Here is an 18,559-nt window from a genome sequence, read left to right as displayed (position 1 = left end):
GAAACCGGCACCCATGATCCACGATCGCACGCTGGAGCGCATCGCGCGCAAGATGCGCTCCGCCGAACCGCCCGCCACGGCCGAGCAGGTGCGGCTGCCGGACCTGCTCGCCCGGTTGCAGGCGGAGCTGGCGGCGCGCGGGCGGTAGCGACGGTTCGGGTTTGAGCTGACCGTGTGGAAGCTCACCGTCATGCCGGACTTGTTCCGGCAACCATCGTTCCGCCCCCATAGCAGTCGTGGTCTGCGTCCCACTGTGGACCCCGGAGCGGGTCCGGGGTGACGACACGTGCCGGGTGGCGCCCGGATCCTTGCAAGGGTCTGGCACAGGCCAGGGCCACTTGGGACGATGCATGTCACAAGGCGCTACCTGCATCGCGTCTGTCCCCCAGCTGGGCCCCGGCCTTCGCCGGGGAGCCGATGGTGTTTGTGGCAGGCGTCGGGTGATCGTGGGGCTTGGCTTGCCATCTGCGCGCCCCGCCGCCATCTCGACAGGATGAGCGATCAAACACCGGGCGTTGCCGAGCAGCTGGAGCCGCTGGTGGCGCGCGTGCTGGCGAACAACCCCTCGCCGTTCACGCACACGGGCACGCAGAGCTACATCGTCGGCACCGTCGACGTGGCGGTGATCGATCCGGGCCCGGAGGACGGCGCACATGTCGCCGCCTTGCTGAAGGCCATTGACGGTCGGCCGGTGCGGGCGATCGTGCTGACCCATACGCACCGCGATCACAGCCCGGCGAGCCGCCCGCTGGCGGCGGCGACGGGCGCGCCGATCGTCGGCTGCGCAGCCCTGGCGTTCGACGATCTCGGGCCGCGCGCCGATGCGTCGTTCGATCCCGATTACCGGCCGCAGCGGGTGCTGGCGGAGGGCGAGAGCGTGGAAGGCGAGGGCTGGACGCTGGCCGCGCTGGCGACGCCGGGGCATACGTCCAACCACCTCGCCTTTGCCTTGCCCGAAACGGGCGCGCTGTTCAGCGGCGACCATGTGATGGGCTGGTCCACCAGCATCGTCTCGCCGCCGGACGGCAACATGACCGACTATCTCGCCAGCCTGGAAAAGCTGCTCGGCCGCGAGGACCGGGTCTATTATCCCGGCCACGGCGATCCGGTGAGCAATCCGCAGCGGCTGGTGCGCGGGATGCTGGGCCATCGCAAGCAGCGCGAGGGGCAGATCCTGCGGCTGGTCGGCGAAGGGGTGGCGACGATCCCGGCCATGGTAGAGCGCATGTATGTCGGCGTGGACCGGCGGCTGTGGCCCGCGGCGGAGCGGTCGGTGCTGGCGCACCTGCTCGATCTGGAGGGCAGGGGGCTGGTGCGGCAGGACGGCGGCGGGTGGGCAGCGGCATGAACGGTCGCGCGATCGTGCAGGTGGTGGTCGGCGTGCTGGTGATCGGCGCGCTGCTGCTCGCGGCCCGGATCGGCTATGACCGCTACACCGAGCATTATGTGGTGGAGCGGCGCGACGACGGGCAGGCGGTAACGAAGGTGGTGGCCGCAACCTTCGCCAGGGCCAGCGCGCTGAAGGTGGGGCAGTTGTCGGGCACCGTGCAATCCACCGCCAGCGACAGCCGCCTGTGGGGCATGCTGTCGTCCGACAAGGTGGTGAAGGCGCCGTTCCAGGTGGACTATTTCGTCGACGTCTCGCGGCTGGGGCGGGATGCGTACCGCTGGGACCAGGCGAACCGCACGCTGACGATCGACGCGCCCGACATCCATGCCGGCAAGCCCAACGTGGACGAGGCCGCCGCGACGCTCAGCCAGACGCGCGGGCTGTTCGTGACGCGCAAGGCCGCGGACCAGCTCGCCCGGCGCGCGTCGGGCGCGGCGCAGAACGCGGCGCGCGCGGAGGCGGCGAAGCCCGAGCGGGTGGCGCAGGCGCGCGACAATGCGCGGCGTGCCTTGGGCCAGCTCGTCCGCGCGCCCCTGGAGGCGGCGGGGATCGCGGGCGTGCGGGTGATCGTCACCTTTCCGTACGAGCGGGGCGGCGACACTGAGCGCTGGGACGTGTCGCGCTCGATCCCGGAGGTACTCGCCAACGCGCGGTAGCTTTCCAACATTCCTGCCGTCACCCCGGACTTGTTCCGGGGCCCACCGTGCGGCATGCGCGGGGGGAGTGGCTCGGAGCGCAGGATCGGCGGCTCCGTGAACCCCGGCACAAGGCCGGGGTGACGGTTGAGGAGCAGGACGGGAATGGACGCACGTAACGGTTTCGGTGGCTCGCTGGCCGGCACGGACCTGCTGGCCGAGATCGACCGGCTGCGCCGCGAGCGCAAGGCGGTGATCCTCGCGCATTATTACCAGAAGCCGGAGATCCAGGACCTGGCCGATTTCGTCGGCGACAGCCTGGACCTTTCCCGCAAGGCGGCGGAAACCGATGCCGAGGTGATCGCCTTTTGCGGCGTGCGCTTCATGGCGGAAACGGCCAAGATCCTGAGCCCGCAGAAGACGGTGGTGCTGCCGGACATGAACGCCGGCTGCTCGCTGGAGGACAGCTGCCCGCCCGAACAGTTCGCCGCCTTCCGCGCGCAGCATCCCGAGGCGATCGCGCTGACCTACATCAACTGCTCGGCCGAGGTGAAGGGCCTGTCGGACGTGATCGTCACCTCCTCGTCGGCCGAGAAGATCCTGTCGCAGATCCCGAAGGACCAGCCGATCATCTTCGGGCCGGACCGCAACCTCGGCGGCTATCTGGCGCGCAAGACGGGTCGCGACCTGATCCTGTGGCCGGGCGTGTGCATCGTGCACGAGGCGTTCAGCGAGACGGAGCTGCTGAAGCTGAAGGCGCAGCATCCGGGCGCGCCGGTCGCCGCGCATCCGGAATGCCCGGCGGTGATCCTGGACCATGCCGATTATGTCGGCTCCACCCGCGGCATCCTGGATTATGCGATCGCCATGGCCGGCGACACGCTGATCGTCGCCACCGAGCCGCACATCATCCACCAGATGGAAAAGGCGCTGCCGAACAAGACCTTCATCGGCGCGCCGGGGGCGGACGGGAACTGCAACTGCAACATCTGCCCGTACATGGCGCTGAACACGATCGAGAAGCTGTACCTGGCGCTGCGCGATCTGGAGCCGCGCATCGAGATCCGCGAGGACCTGCGGCTGCGGGCAAAGAAGAGCCTGGATGCGATGCTCTCCATGGCGAGCGCCACCGTCGGCATGGGCGATCTGGGCCCGGCAAGGGTGACGGGCGACTGACCGGTGGAGGTCGCCGCCGCCGACCTGGCGCGGGAGCGCGGCGTTGACCCCAAGCGGCTGCGCGCCGCGTTGCGGGCCGAGGGGTTCGACTGGCACGAGCACCACGGCCGCTGGACGGCCGAGACCGGGAGCGAGCAACACCGGCAGATCGTCGCGGTGCTCGACCGGTTGACGGGGCGTGACCGCGGAGAGATGCGCGCGCTGGTCGTCTCGGCGCTGTCGGACGATCTTTCCGGCACCGCGCCGGCGACCGTTGCCGCACCGGTTCGCGGGCCGGAACAGGTGCTGGTGCGGGTGCGCGCGGCGTCGCTCAACTATCCCGACCTGCTGATGACGCGCGGGGCCTATCAGCTGAAGCCGCCGCTGCCCTTCGTGCCGGGCATGGAAGTGGCGGGCGAGGTGATCGAGGCGGCGGCCGGGACCGGCTTTGCGCCCGGCGACCGGGTGGTGGCGGCGACGCGCACCGGCGGGCTGGCGGAGCAGGTGGCGGTGGACGCCGCGCGGGTGCGGGCGCTGCCGGAGGCGCTGGATTTCGCCACCGCCGCGAGCATCGGCGCGGTTTACCTCACCGCCTATGTCGCGCTGGTGCGGCTGGCGCGGGTGCAGCCGGGCGAGTGGGTGCTGGTGCATGGCGCGAGCGGCGGGGTGGGGCTCGCCGCGCTGGACCTGGCGCAGGTGCTGGGCGCGCGGGCGATCGCCACGTCGCGATCGGCGGAAAAGCGGGCGTGGATCGCGGAGCGGTTCGCGGTGCCGGTGCTGCCCGCGACCGGCTTTCGCGCGGCGGTGAAGGAACTGACCGGGGGCGGCGCGGACGTGGTGGTCGATCCGGTGGGCGGCGACGTTTTCGACGAGAGCACGCGCTGCATCGCTTTCGGCGGTCGATTGTTGGTGACCGGGTTCACTTCTGGGCGGATCGCGACCGTGCCGAGCAACATTCCGCTCATCAAAGGCTTTTCCGTGATCGGCGTGCGCGCCGGCGAATATGCACGCCGCTATCCGGAGCGGGGTGCCGAGAACGAGAAAGCGATATGGGACATGGCGGCGCGCGGGCTGCTGCGCCCGCACGTCGATGCCGCCCTGCCGCTGGCGCGGTGGCGCGAGGCGTTCGAGAGCCTGCAAGGCAGCCGCCACCGCGGCAAGCTGGTGCTGCTGCCGTGAGCGACCTGCGGGGCGCCATTGCCGGGCAGGTGCGCGGCTGGGTGGGTTCGGGCGAGATCGACCTGACGCGCCCGCCCGGCGACGACGGGCTGTTCGGCCCGGGCTCGGCGGCGTGGGAAGTGCATGGCGACTTCACCGCCATGATGATCGGCGGCATTTCCGCGCTGCTGCTCCAGATGCTGCATCCCGGCGCGCTGGCGGGCGTGTGGGACCATTCGGACGTGAGCGGCGACATGTCCGGCCGGCTGAAGCGCACGGCGCAGTTCCTCAGCGTGACGACCTTCGGCTCGACCGCGGCGGCGGAGTCCATGATCGCCCGCGTGCGCGCGGTGCACGATCGCGTCACCGGCATGCTGCCCGACGGCACGCCCTATTCGGCGAGCGATCCGGACCTGCTCGAATGGGTGCACGTGGCGGAGGCGGACAGCTTCCTGCGCGCGCATCTGCGCTACAAGGACGCGCTGATGCCGCGGGCGCGGCAGGACCACTATTTCGAGGAGATGGCGCTGGTGGCGGCGAAACTGGGCGCGCCGGACGTGCCGCGCAGCCGCCATGCCGCGGAGCGCTACCTTGCGGCCATGCGCCCCGCCTTGCGCTTCGACGCGCGGACAAAGGCGGTGCAGGAAGCGGTGCTGCGGCAACGCGCGCCCTATGCCGCGCTGGCGCCGGCGACCACGCTGATGCTGCAGGCCGGCGTGGACATGCTGCCCGCCTGGGCGCGCGCCATGCACCGGCTGGACGTGCCGCTGCCGGGCCGCCCGGTGGTGCGGCTGGGCGCGCTGGGGGTGGGGCGGGTGCTCAGGTGGGCGCTGAGCGGGTAGGGCAATGGTGCTGGCGGGAGCGGCCTATTGCGGCACCTGCGTCTGCTTGACGATCGAGCGGACGATGGTGTGCGTTTCGGTGATCGCCCTGCCGTTCGGCCGGGTCCGGTAGAGCCCGCGCAGAAAGCCTCTGTCGACATCGGTCATCTGCGCCGGCGGCGGCGGCCCGTCGTCGAACAAGGTGAGGATCGTATCCGGGCCGCCCGGCCTTTCGGGCGGTCGGGCGCCCGCCAGGGTCCGCATGGCGGCATAATCCGCGAGCTGGGTCAGTGTCTTTCCGGCAAGCGCCTGCGCGTTGATGACCAGAACGGAACGCCAGACCACCTGCTGCGTGGTTTCGAACATGCGGGAAGCGCGCCGCACCACCAGGATCTTCACGCCCTCGTCGGTCGCTCCGCTGATCCGCTCGCCGTCCTCGTTCTGCACCTCCACGCTGTTCCAGGCGTGAACCGGACCGCTCTTCAGGGCGCGGCTGAGTTCCGCAGCGGGAAGATCGTTGAAGATGCCCGGCAGGCGGCGGCGGGTGGCCGTCACGAAGGCGTCGGCATCCTGCGCGACCACCAGCAGGAGATTGGCGGCGCATTGCGGCTTGCCCTGCTTGACCGACGCCTCCGCCGCGACTTGCCGGATACGGTTCTCGATCGCAGCATTGGACGGGGGCGCCAGCCCGACGACAAGCGGGCAGACCGGCGCGGCAAAGCGGGAAAGCTGCCCCTCCCGCGCGGTTGCCACCTGCCGCACGAAGCGCCGAGCCTCCTGCGCGGTGCGCCCGTCCGGCGCGCGGACGACGATGTCCTTCTTGGGCGCCTCCTGTTGCGCAGGCGCGGTGGCGGGCTGAACCGCGAGGAGCACCGCCAGAGCGGGCAGCCAACCGGAAGGCCGACCGGCGCGCATGCGGCGCCTACGGCGCAACCGGCACGCAAGGAGTGCCCGGAACACCCGCCTTCACGCCCGCACAGACCTTGGCCACCGCCGCGGAGGAGGCGAAGGGTCCGGCCTGGAGCCGGGTGAGGCTGCCGGCATGGACCAGGAACGGCTGCGCGCCGGCCAGCGCGGGAACGCCGGCCTTGAGCTGTTCCCACAGCGCCTTAGCGTTTGCTTCGTCGCGAAACGCGCCGAACTGCACGCGCCAGCCCTTGCCGCGGACGGGCACCGGGGCCGGCGCGGGAGCGGGCGCGCGCGGCGCGGGGCGGGTGGTGACGACCGGACGGCTCGGCTCCGCCGGCGGCGGCACCTGGCCGCTGCCGTACACGCCGGGGGCGGGGCGCGAGACGGCGCCGCGGCCGTCCCTCGCGGGTGCCGGGATCGGACGGGGGGCGGCGGTCACGCCCTCGTCCACGGCGGCCGAAGGGGGCACCGGCTGGCCGCGGATCGGGCGGGATGGCGGCGGAGGGACGTTCTGTGCCATCGCGACCGGCGGCAGCGCCGGGCGCTGCGCCTGCGCCTCGTACTGGCGGGCGAGATCGAGGCCGGCGCGGCGCTGATCCTCCGGGATATACTGGTCCATCTGCGCGCGCACCTGCGTCGCCTGTTCCATGCCGGAGCCGGACGCGCGGACCATCAGCGCATAAGCGCGGGGCCAGTCGCGGGGCACGCCGTCGCCATTGTAGAGCATGGTGCCGAGCACCAGCTGCGCGCGCGGCTCGCCGCGGGCGACCGCCTTTTCCAGCCACGGCCGCGCCTGGTCGCGCTTGCCGTTCTGGAACAGGATCAGGCCGTAATTGGTCTCGGCATCGGGATGGCCCTGCGCGGCGGCCTTCTGGTACCAGCTTTCCGCGACCGGCAGGTCCACGGGCACGCCGCGGCCGAGCTTGTAGGCCTGGCCGAGATTGAACTGCGCGTCGGCGTCGTTCGCCCTGGCGGCGGCGCGCCATTCGTTGACGGCGGTGCGATAGTCGCCGCGCTGCCACGCCTCGACGCCCGCCTTGGTGTCGGCCAGCGCCGGCCCGGCCGACGCGAGCAGCGCCGCTGCCGCAATGATGGTTCCCGCCCGCATGATCCTGATCCCGCTGTTTCTTGCCGTTCGCCGCCATAATGCAGCGACGGGCCGACATGGCAAAGATTTCCTTCACCAGCGACCCGTTTCGCCGGCCCGCGGAGCTCCGTTAACCTCTTCTTGATGCCTCCCGTGTCACTTCGGCAGCGTAGACGGGGCAAATCAGGGGCATTCATGCGCGTTCTCGCCATGGCATCACAGAAAGGCGGATCGGGCAAGACCACCCTGTCCGGCCATCTCGCCACCCAGGCACAGCTGGCCGGCGCCGGCCCGGTGGTGCTGATCGACATCGATCCGCAGGGATCGCTGTCCGATTGGTGGAACGAGCGGCAGACCGAGTATCCGGCGTTCGCGCAGACCACCGTGGCGCGGCTCGCCGCCGACCTGGAGGTGCTGCGCCAGCAGGGCTTCAAGCTGGCGATGATCGACACGCCGCCGGCCATCACCATGGCGATCCAGAGCGTGATCGCGGTCGCCGAGCTGATCGTGATCCCGACCCGCCCCAGCCCGCACGACCTGCGCGCGGTGGGCGCCACCGTTGACCTGTGCGAGCGGGCGGGCAAGCCCTTGCTGTTCGTGGTGAACGGCGCGACGCCGAAGGCGAAGATCACGTCCGAAGCCGCGGTGGCGCTGTCGCAGCACGGCACGGTGGCGCCGGTCACCCTTCACCACCGCACCGATTTCGCCGCCTCCATGATCGACGGGCGCACGGTGATGGAAGTGGACCCCAAGAGCCGCTCCGCCGGCGAGGTGCAGGCCTTGTGGTCGTACATCTCCGACCGGCTGGAGAAGAATTTCCGCCGCACCGTGTTCTCCGCGCCCAGCGCGGCGAGCTTCGGGGCGCCGCGCAACGCCTCGGGCGGCTTCGGCCGCCGCGTGGTGAGCTGAGGAGGGTGGCGATGTTCGGACAGCCAAAGCCACTCGCCTCGCTTTCCTCGGGTTTGCTCGCCCGCAAGGGGCAGGCCCGCCCCGCCATGCGCCCGCAAGGGTTCGGCGGGTTCGGCGGACCTGGCGAAGCGCTCGACGATCTCGGCTGGAACGACATGGGCGATGCGTCCGCGTCGGAGCCGACGCCCGCGCCCGCAGCCGAGCTGCCGGCGGAAGCGCCGGTGCCGCCGGTGCTGCGCCAGCGCGAGGCGCTGGAACACGAGTTCGCTCCCTCCGCGGCGGTCGCCGAGCCGGAGCCGGAGCCTGCGGCCGCAAACACCGCCGAGCCGGCCAGGCCGCGGATCGCCCGTGCGCCCGTGACGCGCGGTGCCAAGGCCGCGTTCACCCTGCGCCTGGATGCCGAGCGCCACCTGCGCCTGCGGCTGGCCAGCGCGACCCGCAACCGTTCCGCCCAGCTTCTCGTCACCGAGGCGCTGGACCAGTTCCTCGCCACCTTGCCCGAGATCGAGGAGCTTGCACGCCAATGTGCCGAACCGGGCAAGTCCTCGGGAGAGACTCGATGACCCTTCGTGCCGCCATTGCCCTGGGTGCCTCGGCGCTCGTTCTCGGCGGGATCGCCGCTGCCGGTGTCACCGCCGCCGATCACGGGGACGCCAAGACGCTGAAGGCCGCGCGCCAGGAAGCGGGCCGCGCGGGCAAGCTGCTCGACAAGGCGCGCGCCGAAGAGGCGGTGGCGCATGCCGAGGCCGCGGTGCGCTTCGCGCCGCAGGTGGCGAGCTATCGCACGCTGCTGGGCCTCAGCTACATGAAGGCGGGCCGCTTCACCTCCGCGCATTCCGCCTTTGCCGATGCGCTGACGCTGGACCCGCAGGACGGTCGCGCGGCGCTGAACCTCGCGCTGGCGCAGATCGCCGAGGGGCAGTGGAGCGCGGCGCGCGAGACGCTGGACGCCAATGCCCGGACGATCGCGCCGAGCGACCGCGGCCTTGCCATCGCGCTGGCCGGCGACCCGAGCGCTGCCGTGGAGATCCTGGGCGCCGCGGTGCGTGCGCCGGATGCCGATGCCAAGACGCGGCAGAATTTCGCGCTGGCGCTGGCGCTCGCCGGCCAGTGGCAGATGGCCAAGACGATGGTTTCGGTCGACCTGCCGCCCCTGGAGGCGGACAAGCGCATCATGCACTGGGCGCAGTTCGCCAAGCCGAAATCCGCGTCCGACCAGGTGGCAAGCCTGCTGGGCGTGCAGCCGGTGATGGATGCCGGCATGCCGGTGGCGCTGGCGCTCAACGCGCCGGTGGGCGTGGCGGAGGCGGCGCCGGTGGAGGCGTTCATGCCCGGCCAGTCCGCGGGCAAGGCGGTGGTGGAGATCGCCGTGCCGGCGCCCGCGCTGCCGGGCAAGCCGGTGGAGGTCGCCGCCGCGCCGGCGGAGCTGAACGCCGCCGCCGTGGCGATCCGCTTTGCCGCGCCGCGCGAAGTGCTGCAGGCGCTGCCAGCGCGCAGCGCGCCGGTGCTGGTCGCCCGCGCGCCCTACAAGGCGCGGCTGGCAAGCGCTCCGTCGCTGGCCACCGTGGCGACCGACGCGCCGGCACGGGGCAATTATTACGTGCAGCTCGGCGCCTTCCAGAGCGCGTCGGTGGCCCGCGACCGGTGGGCCGCCATTCGCAGCCGGGCGCCGCTGTTCGCCGCCTATCAGCCGCAGGGCGTGAACGCGTCGGTGAAGGGGGGCAGTTTCTACCGGCTGTCGGTGGGCGGGTTCCCCCGGGGCGAGGCGACGCGGCTGTGCGCGTCGTGGCGCGCCAAGGGCGGCAAGTGCTTCGTGCGCATCGGCGCCGGCGACCAGATGGCGGCGTGGCTGAAGGCGGGCATGCAGGTCGCCTCGCGCTGAGGCGGCGGACCCGAGCCGTCCTTTAGCGGTCAGGCCAGCGCCCGGCCGCCCTTGAACAGCTGAACCACCTTGCCCTGCACCGGCAGCCCGTCGAACGGCGTGTTGCCGGCCCTGGCGCGGAAGCGGTCGCCGTCGATCTGCCACGGGGCGTCGCGGTCGAAGACCAGGAGGTCGGCCGGCCGGCCCACTTCCAGCGTGCCCGTCTCCACGCCCAACAGACGCGCAGGATTGGCCGCGAGCAGCGCGAACAAGCGGTCCAGCGACAGCCGCTCGTCGCGCACCAGCCCCAGGCTCAGGGCGAGCAGCGTTTCCGCCCCCGCCATGCCGGGTGTCGCATCCGCGAACGGCAGGCGCTTCTCCTCCGGACCGCGCGGGTCGTGGCCGGAACACAGCACGTCGATCGTCCCGTCCGCCAGCGCGGCCAGCGCCGCCTGCCGATCGCTTTCGTCGCGCAGGGGAGGGGACAGGCGCAGGAAGGTGCGGAAGTCGCTCATCGCGATGTCGGACAGGAGGAGGTGCGCCGGGGTGATGCCGCAGGTAACGGCCACGCCGCGGCGCTTGGCGGCGCGCACCAGCTTGAACCCCGCGGCGGTGGTCACCTCGCGCAGGTGAAGCCGGGCGCCGGTTTCCTCCGCCAGCAGGAGGTCGCGGGCGATCGCCAGCGGCTCGGCCAGCGAGGGTGCGGAAGGCAGGCCCATGCGCGTCGCCGTCTCGCCGGCGGTGGCGACGGCGTTGCCGGTCAGGCCGCCATCCTCGGCATGGGCGATCACCGGCAGGCCAAGGTCGGCGGCATAGGCCAGCACGCGCCGCATCACGCCCGAATCGGCGATCCAGCGCGCACCGGTGCCGACCGCGCGCGCGCCCGCCGCGTGGGTCAGCGCCATTTCGCCCAGCTCCACCCCGGCCAGCGCGCGGGTGGCGGCGGCGATGGGATGGATCCACAGGTCGGGCCGGCCGATCAGCGCGGCGCGCTGCACCGCGCCGGGCTCGTCCAGCACCGGCGACTGGTCCGGCATCAGGCCGACGCGGACGATGCCGCCGGCATGAAAGGCGGGCAGGTCGATCGCGCGCACGCCGAGGTCGACGATCGCGGGGGCGAGATGCGCGCCGTTGCAGTCGATCACCTCCGCATGCGACGGGATGTCGATCGTGCCCGTCGCGGCGATCGCCTCGTCCACCACCAGCAGCGCGCCCTCGCGCTCGCCACCGGCCGGGCAGACGAGCCGGGCGTTGAGAAAGGCGAGCGGCCTCATGCCCAGCCCTCCACGCCGCGCGCCGACCTTGTCAGCACGTCCAGGCAGGCCATGCGCACCGCCACGCCCGTCTCCACCTGCTCGGTGATGGCGGAGCGCGTCTTGTCGTCGGCAACGGCGGAGGTGATCTCCACCCCGCGGTTCATCGGGCCGGGATGCATGACCAGCGCATCGGGCGCGGCGCGCTTCAGCCGCTCCTCCGTCAGGCCATAGCGCGCGGCGAACTCGCGGTTGGAAGGGAGAAAGCCGCCCGACATCCGCTCGTTCTGCACGCGCAGCATCATCACCACGTCCGCTCCTTCCAGTGCCGCGTCGAAATCGGTGAACGGCGTCACGAACATGCGCTCGATCGCCGCGGGCATCAGCGTGGAGGGCGCGCAGACGCGGACGTCCGCCGCCAGCGCGGTGAGCGCCAGGATGTTGGAGCGGGCAACGCGGCTGTGCAGGATGTCGCCGCAGATCACCACGCGCTGGCCGGCGACCGAGCCCTTGCGGCGGCGGATGGTCAGCGCATCGAGCAGCGCCTGCGTCGGATGTTCGTGGCTGCCGTCGCCGGCGTTGAGCACGGGGCAGTCCACCTTGTCGGCGATCAGCCGCACCGCGCCCGACGACTGGTGGCGAATGACGATCACGTCCGCGCGCATGGCGTTAAGCGTGATGGCGGTGTCGATCAGCGTTTCACCCTTCTTCACCGAGCTTTGCCCGACATGCATGTTGACCACGTCGGCGCCGAGCCGCTTGCCGGCGATCTCGAAGCTGAGCAGCGTGCGGGTGGAATTCTCGAAAAAGGCGTTGATCTGGGTAAGGCCGGCGAGCCGCTTGTCCGGTTCGGCGCGGCGGCGGTTCAGCTCGATCCAGCCTTCCGCCTCGTCGAGGAGAAAGGTGATCTCGTGCGGCTGCAGCCCCTCGATGCCGGTGAGGTGCCGGTGCGGGAAATGGAGGCGGCCGGAAGAAGGGGCCGCGGCGGGCTGGGGCATCGGCGGGTCCGCATGGCAGGAGGAGGATGGGAGGGCGGGTAGCGCCAATCGCCCGCATCGTCCACCGCGCGCTTGCCCCCTTCAGGGGCGCTGCGCGAACCAGAGATGGTGGCGCAGGCCCCTGGCGCCGCCCCGCGCGCGCACCGGGGCTTCCTCCACGACGAAGCCGGCCTGGGCGAGCCGCCGGGTGAAGCGCGGGTCGGGCGCTGCGGACCAGACCGCCAGCACGCCTCCGGGCGCGAGCGCGCCGCGCGCGGCGGCAAGGCCGGCGGCGGAGTAGAGCCCGTCATTGGCCGCGCGGGTGAGGCCGTCCGGGCCGTTGTCCACGTCCAGCAGGATCGCGTCGAAATCCTGCCGCGCGGCGGCGATCGCGGCGCCGACATCGCCGACGACCAGCCGGACGCGCGGATCGTCCAGCGCCTCCCCGGTCAGCTCGGCCATCGGCCCGCGCGCCCAGTCGAGGATCTCCGGCACCAGCTCGACGACGGTGACCGCGGCTTGCGCCGGCAGCACCGCCAGTGCCGCGCGCAGGGTGAAGCCCATGCCATAGCCGCCGATCAGCAGCCGGGGCGCGGGCGCGGCGAGGCGGGCGACCGTCATCGTCGCCAGCGCCTCCTCCGATCCGCTGGACCGCGTGGTCATCAACTCGTTGCCGCCGAGCAGGATCATGTGCTCGCCGCCGCGGCGATACAGGCGCAGCTCCCCGCCCTCCGCGCCCGGCACGCGCGCGACGGCGATGCGTTCGCGCGGGATCATGCGCCCGTCCCCAGGAGACGGTCGATGGCCCCGATCGCCAGCCGGGTGTCGCGGCGCAGGCCGAACCGCTCGCCGCGCCCTTCCGAATGGTCCAGCCAGGCACGGCCCAGCGTGGTGAAGCCCAGCGTGCCCGCGATGCCCGCCACGCGATGCGCAAGGCCGACCGCCTCGCCGGAGGCGGTCGCCGCCAGCCCTTCGACCAGCAGATCGCGGAAGCGCGCCAGCAGCGCGTCGATCTCCGCCCGCCCGAAGACGCGCTGGAGCCAGTCTGCCTCCACCCCTTGCGCGCGCGGGCGCCACCGTTCGGCGCAGGCCAGCAGTTCGGCCGCGGTGCAGGGCTTGGCGAGGTAATCGTCGAACCCCCGCGCCAGCAGGGGCGCCACGTCCTCAAGCCGGGTCGCGGTGAAGGCGATCACCGGAACCGCGGCGTTGCGGGAGGCGGCGCGCATCGCCGCAAGGGTGGCCGCGCCATCCATTCCGGCCATGTGCAGGTCGAGCAGCACGAGCGCCGCCGGCTCGTCCAGGGCGGCGACCGCGGCCGCGCCCTCGGCCACGGCCTCCGCCTGCCACCCCGCGGCGGCGAGCACGCGCTGCGCAAAGCAGCGCTGCAGCGGCTCGTCATCGACGATCAGCACGCGCGGCCGGGGTGGTAAATTCAACATTGCGCCAGATCGGCCCTATTACGCATGGATCATTAACACCGGGAGAATAGTTTTGTCTCCTACGGCAGAGCATATAGCCGGCCACACAGGGCCGAGAAAACAGGGGTTATTGACGTGGCAGGGCGCATCCTTGTCGCAGATGACCATCCGCTTACCCGCGAGGGGATCGCTCTGGCCGCGCGCGCGGCGCTGCCGGGGGCGACGGTGGTGGGGGTGGGGTCCATCGCGGACGCCGCGGCGGCGATGAACAGCCGCCCGCCCTTTCGGCTGATCGTGCTGGATTTCCAATTGCCGGATGCGCACGGCTATTCGGGGCTGCTGAAGCTCCAGCATCGCGACGCCTCCATCCCGATCGTGATGGTAACGGCGCGCGAGGACGCCTCCCTGGTCGAGGCGGCGCGCGCGCTGGGCGCGGCCGGGTTCGTCTACAAGAGCCTGCCGCTGGACGAGATTGCCGCCGTGTTCCGCCGGCTGATCCTGGGCGGTACGTATTTTCCGGTGGCCACCAATGTAAGCCCCGGCATTGCGGCGGCGCGGGCGAAGATCGCCGATCTCACCCCGGCGCAGCGCGACGTGCTGCTGGCGCTCGCCGATGGCCGGTCCAACAAGGAGGTCGCCCGCGACCTGTCGATCACCGAAGCGACGGTGAAGGCGCATCTTACCGCTGTGTTTCGCAAGCTCGGCGTGTCCAATCGCACGCAGGCGCTGCTGGCGGTGCAACCCCTGTTCGGTGCGGAGCGTCCGGGAATGGCGGTGTGACGGCGGGCGAGCGCTGGTCGGCATGGCAGGTGCGCGGGCCGCGCGCCTGGCCGTACATGGCGGTGGCGGTGCTGGTCACGATGGCGCTGGTCACCACCCTGGTGGTGCAGCGCAACCACCTCCAGCGATCCGAAGCGTTGCGCGCGGCGGCCGAACGCTCCTTTGCCCGCCGCGAGCAGCAGGCGGACCTGCTTTCCATCCTGCGCGATGCCGAATCGGCGCAGCGCGGTTATCTGCTGACGGGTGACCCCTCCTTTCTCCGGGCGTATCGCGCGACGCGCAAGAGCATCGCTCAGTGTCTCGCCTCGCCCGCCAAGCCCTTTGCGAGCGCGCCGCAGATTGCGGGACTGGTGGCGATGCGCATCGACATTCTCGACCGTGCGGTGGCCCTGGCGCAGGCGGGGCGCCATGCACAGGCGGTCGCGATCGTCGCGGACCGGCGCGGGCGACAGGTGATGAACCGCCTGTGGCGCACCATTAACGAGGCGATGGGGCGCGAAACCAAGGGCAACGAAGACCGCCGCCGGGATGCGTCAACGAGGCGCAATCGGCTGTATCGCAGCACGCTGCTGGCGGGGGCCGGAACCATGCTGCTGTTCGGCGCCCTCTACATGCTGTGGCAACGCCGCCGCCTTCGCCATGCGCGGCAGGTGGCCGATGTGGAGGCGGCGGCGCGCCACACCACCATTCTCGACAGCACAATCGACGCGATCCTGATCGTCAGCCCCGCGGGCTCGATCGAGACGATGAACGCGGCGGCCTGCACGATGCTGGGCTACCGGACGGTGGAGATGCGCGGCCGCGACATCAACACGATCGTGAACATCGCGCCGGGGGAGGGCAGCTTCGACCAGCGGGTCGGGCTGAGGAACGGCGAACTCGGCCGCAGCTATCTCTCGGACCGGCCGGCGCGACAGCGGGACGGGCAGGTCATCCCCGTCGACGTCGCGCTGGGCGTCATGCGGCTGCCGGGCGGCGATCATCTGATCGTGTCCCTGCGCGACATCACCGAACGCAAGCGGGTGGAGAACGCCAAGGATGAGCTGATCTCCACCGTCAGCCACGAGTTGCGCACCCCGCTGACCTCCGTTGTCGGATCGCTGGGCCTGTTGCGGGCGGGCGCCGCCGGGACCCTGCCGCCGGGCGCCGCGCGGCTGGTGGAGATCGCGGACAGCAACTCCCGCCGGCTGATCCGCCTTATCAACGACATGCTGGACATCGAGCGGGTGGAGTCCGGCTGTCTCACCTTCGACCGCGGGTTGATTGACCTGCGCCATGTGGTGGAACAGGCCTGCACCGGCAGCGAGGGGCTGGCACGCGGCAGCGGCCTGGAGCTGATCTGCGAGGTTCCGGACGAGCCGGTTCCCGTGCACGGCGACGAGGGCCGGCTGGTGCAGGTGGTGGGCAATCTCGTCTCCAACGCGATCCGCGTCTCGCCTGCGGGCGCGCCGGTGCGGATCGACCTTGTTGCCGATGGTCGCGGGCGGGCGGTCGTGCGGGTGGAGGATCGGGGGCCGGGCGTGCCGTTCCAGTTCCGCCAGCGCATCTTCGGACGGTTCGAGCGTGCCTTTCCGCATGATGGATCCGCGGGCACCGGCCTGGGGCTCGCCGCTTTCGGTCTTGTATGTGGACGACGACGCGGACATCCGGTTCATCGTCGACCTGGCCTTTGCCCGCGACCCGGCGATCACCCTGCGCTGCGCCGCCACCGCGGCCGAGGCGCTGGAGATTCTCGAGGGCGGGTGGCGGCCGGACGTGGCAATGCTGGACGTGATGATGCCCGGGGTCGACGGCCCGACATTGCTGGCCAGCCTGCGCCATTCGGCGAACACGGCGACCCTGCCGGTGATCTTCGTCACCGCGCGTTCCCGCCCGGGCGACGTGGCGGCCTACAAGGCCGGCGGAGCGGTGGGCGTGATCGTTAAGCCGTTCGATCCGCTGACCCTGGCCGAGGACGTGCGCGCGCTGCTGTCGGCGGGGGCGGATCAGGGCGCGATCACGCGGTAATGCAGGGCAAGCGAGTAGAGCACGCTGGCTTCACATTCGAGCCGCTCCTCGAGGGTGGCGAGCATCGCGCGGCTTTCCGCGGCGAAACCGGACCAATCGGCGGCGATCCGGTCCCCGGTCCAGCGAGACAGGCAGGCGGACCAGCTTTCGCGCAGCAACTGGAACTCGCGCTCGAATCGGGCGGCCAGCTCGGCATGTCGATCGCCGGCGGCGGCCTCCCGCGTGCTGCGGAACAGGGGCGCTTCCCCGTCGATATGCTCTAGCAGCAGAAGTGCGAGTTCCTGCAGCAGTGCCGCGGCGGCCTTCGCCCGCGGATGGCGCGACGCGACGCAGTTCCGCAGCTTCCGCGCCGATGCCTTGATGGCGGCGTGGCCCGCGACTAGCTCGGTATAGGTCAAGCACGCTCTCCGACCGGTGGCGTTGCGCGCGGCTCCGCGACCCACGCCAGCGCTGCTCCCTCCGATTCGTTTCACATCATGGGACGAATGCCGGAATTAACATAGCCCAATGACGTGGTTTAGCGGATCTGCGCCGGTCCGATGCCGGCGCACCACCGGCAGCCCGGATCCTTGGGCAGCGACAGAGTGCGGAAGCGCAGGGAAAGCGCATCGGCGAGCAGCAGCTTGCCGGCGCTGTCGTCCCCGAACGGGACAATGCAGCGGATGACCTCCAGCGCGGCCAGCGTTCCCAGGACGCCGGTCATCGCGCCCAGCACCCCCTGTTCGGCGCAGGTGTCCTCTTCACGGCCGGGCGCGTCGCCGACGAAGCACCGGTAGCAGGGGCGGTCCGGTTCCCAGCCGCGGAAAACGCCCAATTGCCCTTCGAACTGGTTCACCGCGGCCGACACCAGCGGGATGCGCGCGGCAAGCGCCGCGTCGGCGACGGCAAGGCGGGTGGCGAAATTGTCGGTGCCGTCGATCACCACGTCCATGCCGGCAATCAGTTCGGCCGCACCCGCGGCGCCGACGATGCGCGCCTGGCGGGCTTCCACCTGGACGAGCGGGTTGATCCGCGACGCGGCACGGGCCGCTGCCTCGACCTTGGGCGCGCCGAGGTCCGCATCGCCGAACACGATCTGGCGCTGAAGGTTGGAGAGTTCCACCCGGTCGTCGTCGATCAGGCGCAAGGTGCCGAGGCCGGCGGCGGCGAGATACTGGATCACCGGCGCGCCGATCCCGCCGGCGCCGATCACCGCGACGCGCGCCGCCTTGAGCCGCCGCTGTCCCCGCCCGCCGATCTCCCGCAGCACCAGGTGGCGGGCGTAGCGATCGAGCTCCTCGTCGGTGAGCGCGATCACCGGAGCGTTATTTCCACGTGAAGTTCATCGCCGTGCGATACCAGCCATCGCCCTGCATCGATGCCAGGCGGACGTTGCCGCGGGTGAGGTTCTGCACCAGCCCCACCGTATATTGCTCCACCGTGGGGCAGCCGATGGCGGCGGGCACCATCCGCTTCACCGTGCCGGTGGCGCTCAACTGCACCACCAGCGGCACGCGCACGCGAAAGGTGCCGTCGGCATCCGGCGCGATGTCGCATCGGCCGCTGCGCACTTCCTCCACCACGAAGCGGACATAGCTGCCGCGAAGGCGCGGCACGTTGACATAGGGCAGCTCGGCCAGCGCGCCCCAGTCGGTCGGCACGTCGCCGGCAACCGGGGCCGGCGCAGGGCCGGGCGTGGCTTGCAGGGCAAGAACGGAGGCGAGCAGAAGGGCGGTCATCGTCCCGTCGATCCGAAGCCGCCGATGCCGCGGGCCGTGTCGTCGAGCTCGGAAACCTCGACCATGCGCGCAGGCTGTACCCGCGCCGGCACCAGCTGGGCGATCCGCTCCCCGCGGCGCACCGGGAAGGACCGGTCGCCCAGATTGGCGAGGATCACCTTCACCTCGCCGCGATAGTCGCTGTCGATCGTGCCCGGCGTGTTGAGGCAGGTGACGCCATGCTTCAGCGCCAGACCGGAGCGTGGGCGCACCTGCACCTCGAAGCCGGCGGGTATGCCCAGCGCAAATCCGGTCGCCACGGCATGGCGGGCACCGGGCGCGAGATCCACGTCCTCCGCCGCCACCACGTCGAGCCCGGCGGCGCCGGAGGTGGCATAAACAGGCAGCGGCAGGCCGGCGCCGTGCGGCAGTCGCTTGATCGCGATCGGCAGCGTTTCGCTCATGCCACGGGCTATAGCGGCAGCGAAACGGTTTGTCGAAA

The 18,559-nt window shown here is 71.4% G+C and carries 20 protein-coding genes and 2 pseudogenes; 12 read left to right on the top strand and 10 right to left on the bottom strand.

The genetic code is table 11. The features are described from left to right. Positions 1 to 13 precede the first annotated feature (13 nt). From DVW87_RS18460 to DVW87_RS04005, 6 genes are all read left to right on the top strand, one after another. Complete coding sequence (locus DVW87_RS18460) at positions 14 to 148, top strand: hypothetical protein (protein ID WP_275402070.1); 135 nt, start codon at positions 14 to 16, stop codon at positions 146 to 148. 345 nt (positions 149 to 493) lie between these two features. Next, positions 494 to 1,348 (top strand): MBL fold metallo-hydrolase, encoded by an 855-nt coding sequence (locus DVW87_RS04025; protein WP_114686432.1) that lies wholly within the window; start codon positions 494 to 496, stop codon positions 1,346 to 1,348. Continuing rightward, the gene (locus DVW87_RS04020; protein WP_114687058.1) at positions 1,345 to 2,046 is read left to right on the top strand and encodes a DUF4230 domain-containing protein; all 702 of its coding nucleotides are present in this window, start codon (positions 1,345 to 1,347) and stop codon (positions 2,044 to 2,046) included. The genes DVW87_RS04025 and DVW87_RS04020 overlap by 4 nt, the downstream gene beginning before the upstream one ends. 144 nt (positions 2,047 to 2,190) lie before the next feature. Then, positions 2,191 to 3,201 (top strand): quinolinate synthase NadA, encoded by a 1,011-nt coding sequence (gene nadA / locus DVW87_RS04015; RefSeq protein ID WP_114686431.1) that lies wholly within the window; start codon positions 2,191 to 2,193, stop codon positions 3,199 to 3,201. Positions 3,202 to 3,204: 3 nt separating this feature from the next. Next, positions 3,205 to 4,359 carry an NADPH:quinone oxidoreductase family protein gene (locus DVW87_RS04010; RefSeq protein ID WP_338056361.1) on the top strand — a complete coding sequence of 385 codons (1,155 nt, stop codon included), beginning with the start codon at positions 3,205 to 3,207 and terminating at the stop codon, positions 4,357 to 4,359. After that, positions 4,356 to 5,180, top strand: coding sequence for an oxygenase MpaB family protein (locus DVW87_RS04005; protein ID WP_114686430.1), 825 nt, complete (start codon positions 4,356 to 4,358; stop codon positions 5,178 to 5,180). The genes DVW87_RS04010 and DVW87_RS04005 overlap by 4 nt, the downstream gene beginning before the upstream one ends. 24 nt (positions 5,181 to 5,204) lie before the next feature. Here the strand turns inward: DVW87_RS04005 and DVW87_RS04000 are convergent, their stop codons facing one another. Further along, positions 5,205 to 6,074, bottom strand: a complete 870-nt coding sequence (locus DVW87_RS04000; protein ID WP_114686429.1) for a hypothetical protein — start codon at positions 6,072 to 6,074, stop codon at positions 5,205 to 5,207. Positions 6,075 to 6,081: 7 nt separating this feature from the next. Further along, positions 6,082 to 7,176 (bottom strand): SPOR domain-containing protein, encoded by a 1,095-nt coding sequence (locus DVW87_RS03995; protein ID WP_114686428.1) that lies wholly within the window; start codon positions 7,174 to 7,176, stop codon positions 6,082 to 6,084. 174 nt (positions 7,177 to 7,350) lie between these two features. On the opposite strand from DVW87_RS03995, the gene DVW87_RS03990 reads away from it, so the two are divergent. Genes DVW87_RS03990 through DVW87_RS03980 form a run of 3 tightly spaced genes read left to right on the top strand, consistent with a single transcriptional unit; the run spans position 7,351 to position 9,946 of the window. Further along, positions 7,351 to 8,064 carry a ParA family protein gene (locus tag DVW87_RS03990; RefSeq protein WP_114686427.1) on the top strand — a complete coding sequence of 238 codons (714 nt, stop codon included), beginning with the start codon at positions 7,351 to 7,353 and terminating at the stop codon, positions 8,062 to 8,064. Positions 8,065 to 8,075: 11 nt separating this feature from the next. After that, positions 8,076 to 8,627, top strand: coding sequence for a hypothetical protein (locus tag DVW87_RS03985; RefSeq protein ID WP_181814714.1), 552 nt, complete (start codon positions 8,076 to 8,078; stop codon positions 8,625 to 8,627). Next, on the top strand, positions 8,624 to 9,946 hold the full coding sequence (locus tag DVW87_RS03980; protein ID WP_114686425.1) for an SPOR domain-containing protein: 1,323 nt from the start codon (positions 8,624 to 8,626) through the stop codon (positions 9,944 to 9,946). The genes DVW87_RS03985 and DVW87_RS03980 overlap by 4 nt, the downstream gene beginning before the upstream one ends. Before the next feature lie 29 nt (positions 9,947 to 9,975). On the opposite strand, the gene DVW87_RS03975 is transcribed toward DVW87_RS03980, so the two are convergent. From DVW87_RS03975 to DVW87_RS03960, 4 genes are all read right to left on the bottom strand, one after another. Further along, positions 9,976 to 11,199, bottom strand: a complete 1,224-nt coding sequence (locus DVW87_RS03975; RefSeq protein WP_114686424.1) for a dihydroorotase — start codon at positions 11,197 to 11,199, stop codon at positions 9,976 to 9,978. Further along, positions 11,196 to 12,176 (bottom strand): aspartate carbamoyltransferase catalytic subunit, encoded by a 981-nt coding sequence (locus tag DVW87_RS03970; protein WP_114686423.1) that lies wholly within the window; start codon positions 12,174 to 12,176, stop codon positions 11,196 to 11,198. The genes DVW87_RS03975 and DVW87_RS03970 overlap by 4 nt, the downstream gene beginning before the upstream one ends. 81 nt (positions 12,177 to 12,257) lie before the next feature. Then, positions 12,258 to 12,932 (bottom strand): spermidine synthase, encoded by a 675-nt coding sequence (locus DVW87_RS03965; protein WP_114686422.1) that lies wholly within the window; start codon positions 12,930 to 12,932, stop codon positions 12,258 to 12,260. Beyond that, complete coding sequence (locus tag DVW87_RS03960) at positions 12,929 to 13,567, bottom strand: response regulator (RefSeq protein WP_181814713.1); 639 nt, start codon at positions 13,565 to 13,567, stop codon at positions 12,929 to 12,931. Before DVW87_RS03960 ends, DVW87_RS03965 begins: the two co-directional genes overlap by 4 nt. A gap of 141 nt (positions 13,568 to 13,708) precedes the next feature. Between DVW87_RS03960 and DVW87_RS03955 the strand changes: the two genes are divergently transcribed. From DVW87_RS03955 to DVW87_RS18260, 3 genes and pseudogenes are all read left to right on the top strand, one after another. After that, the gene (locus DVW87_RS03955) at positions 13,709 to 14,353 is read left to right on the top strand and encodes a response regulator (RefSeq protein WP_239017740.1); all 645 of its coding nucleotides are present in this window, start codon (positions 13,709 to 13,711) and stop codon (positions 14,351 to 14,353) included. A 56-nt stretch (positions 14,354 to 14,409) separates the two neighbouring features. Next, a pseudogene (locus DVW87_RS03950) lies at positions 14,410 to 15,951 on the top strand (sensor histidine kinase); the annotation flags it as partial. Further along, positions 15,929 to 16,252 (top strand): annotated as a pseudogene (locus tag DVW87_RS18260) (response regulator); the annotation flags it as partial. The pseudogenes DVW87_RS03950 and DVW87_RS18260, both read left to right, overlap by 23 nt. 86 nt (positions 16,253 to 16,338) lie before the next feature. Here the strand turns inward: DVW87_RS18260 and DVW87_RS03945 are convergent. The 4 genes from DVW87_RS03945 to dut form a co-directional block, all read right to left on the bottom strand. Beyond that, on the bottom strand, positions 16,339 to 16,758 hold the full coding sequence (locus DVW87_RS03945; RefSeq protein WP_114686419.1) for a hypothetical protein: 420 nt from the start codon (positions 16,756 to 16,758) through the stop codon (positions 16,339 to 16,341). A 119-nt stretch (positions 16,759 to 16,877) separates the two neighbouring features. Beyond that, positions 16,878 to 17,654 carry a HesA/MoeB/ThiF family protein gene (locus DVW87_RS03940; RefSeq protein WP_114687055.1) on the bottom strand — a complete coding sequence of 259 codons (777 nt, stop codon included), beginning with the start codon at positions 17,652 to 17,654 and terminating at the stop codon, positions 16,878 to 16,880. Positions 17,655 to 17,664: 10 nt separating this feature from the next. Next, a complete protein-coding gene (locus DVW87_RS03935; RefSeq protein ID WP_114686418.1) occupies positions 17,665 to 18,078 on the bottom strand; it encodes a hypothetical protein in 414 nt (137 codons plus the stop codon). Next, positions 18,075 to 18,521: a dUTP diphosphatase gene (gene dut, locus DVW87_RS03930; RefSeq protein WP_114686417.1), complete on the bottom strand. Its 447-nt coding sequence runs from the start codon at positions 18,519 to 18,521 to the stop codon at positions 18,075 to 18,077. The genes DVW87_RS03935 and dut overlap by 4 nt, the downstream gene beginning before the upstream one ends. Positions 18,522 to 18,559 lie beyond the last annotated feature (38 nt).

The sequence above is a fragment of the Sphingomonas aracearum genome (assembly GCF_003345355.1).
Lineage (GTDB): Bacteria > Pseudomonadota > Alphaproteobacteria > Sphingomonadales > Sphingomonadaceae > Sphingomonas > Sphingomonas aracearum.
The sequence above is the reverse complement of the archived record's forward strand: the minus strand, read 5'-3'. Positions and strand labels throughout refer to the sequence as shown.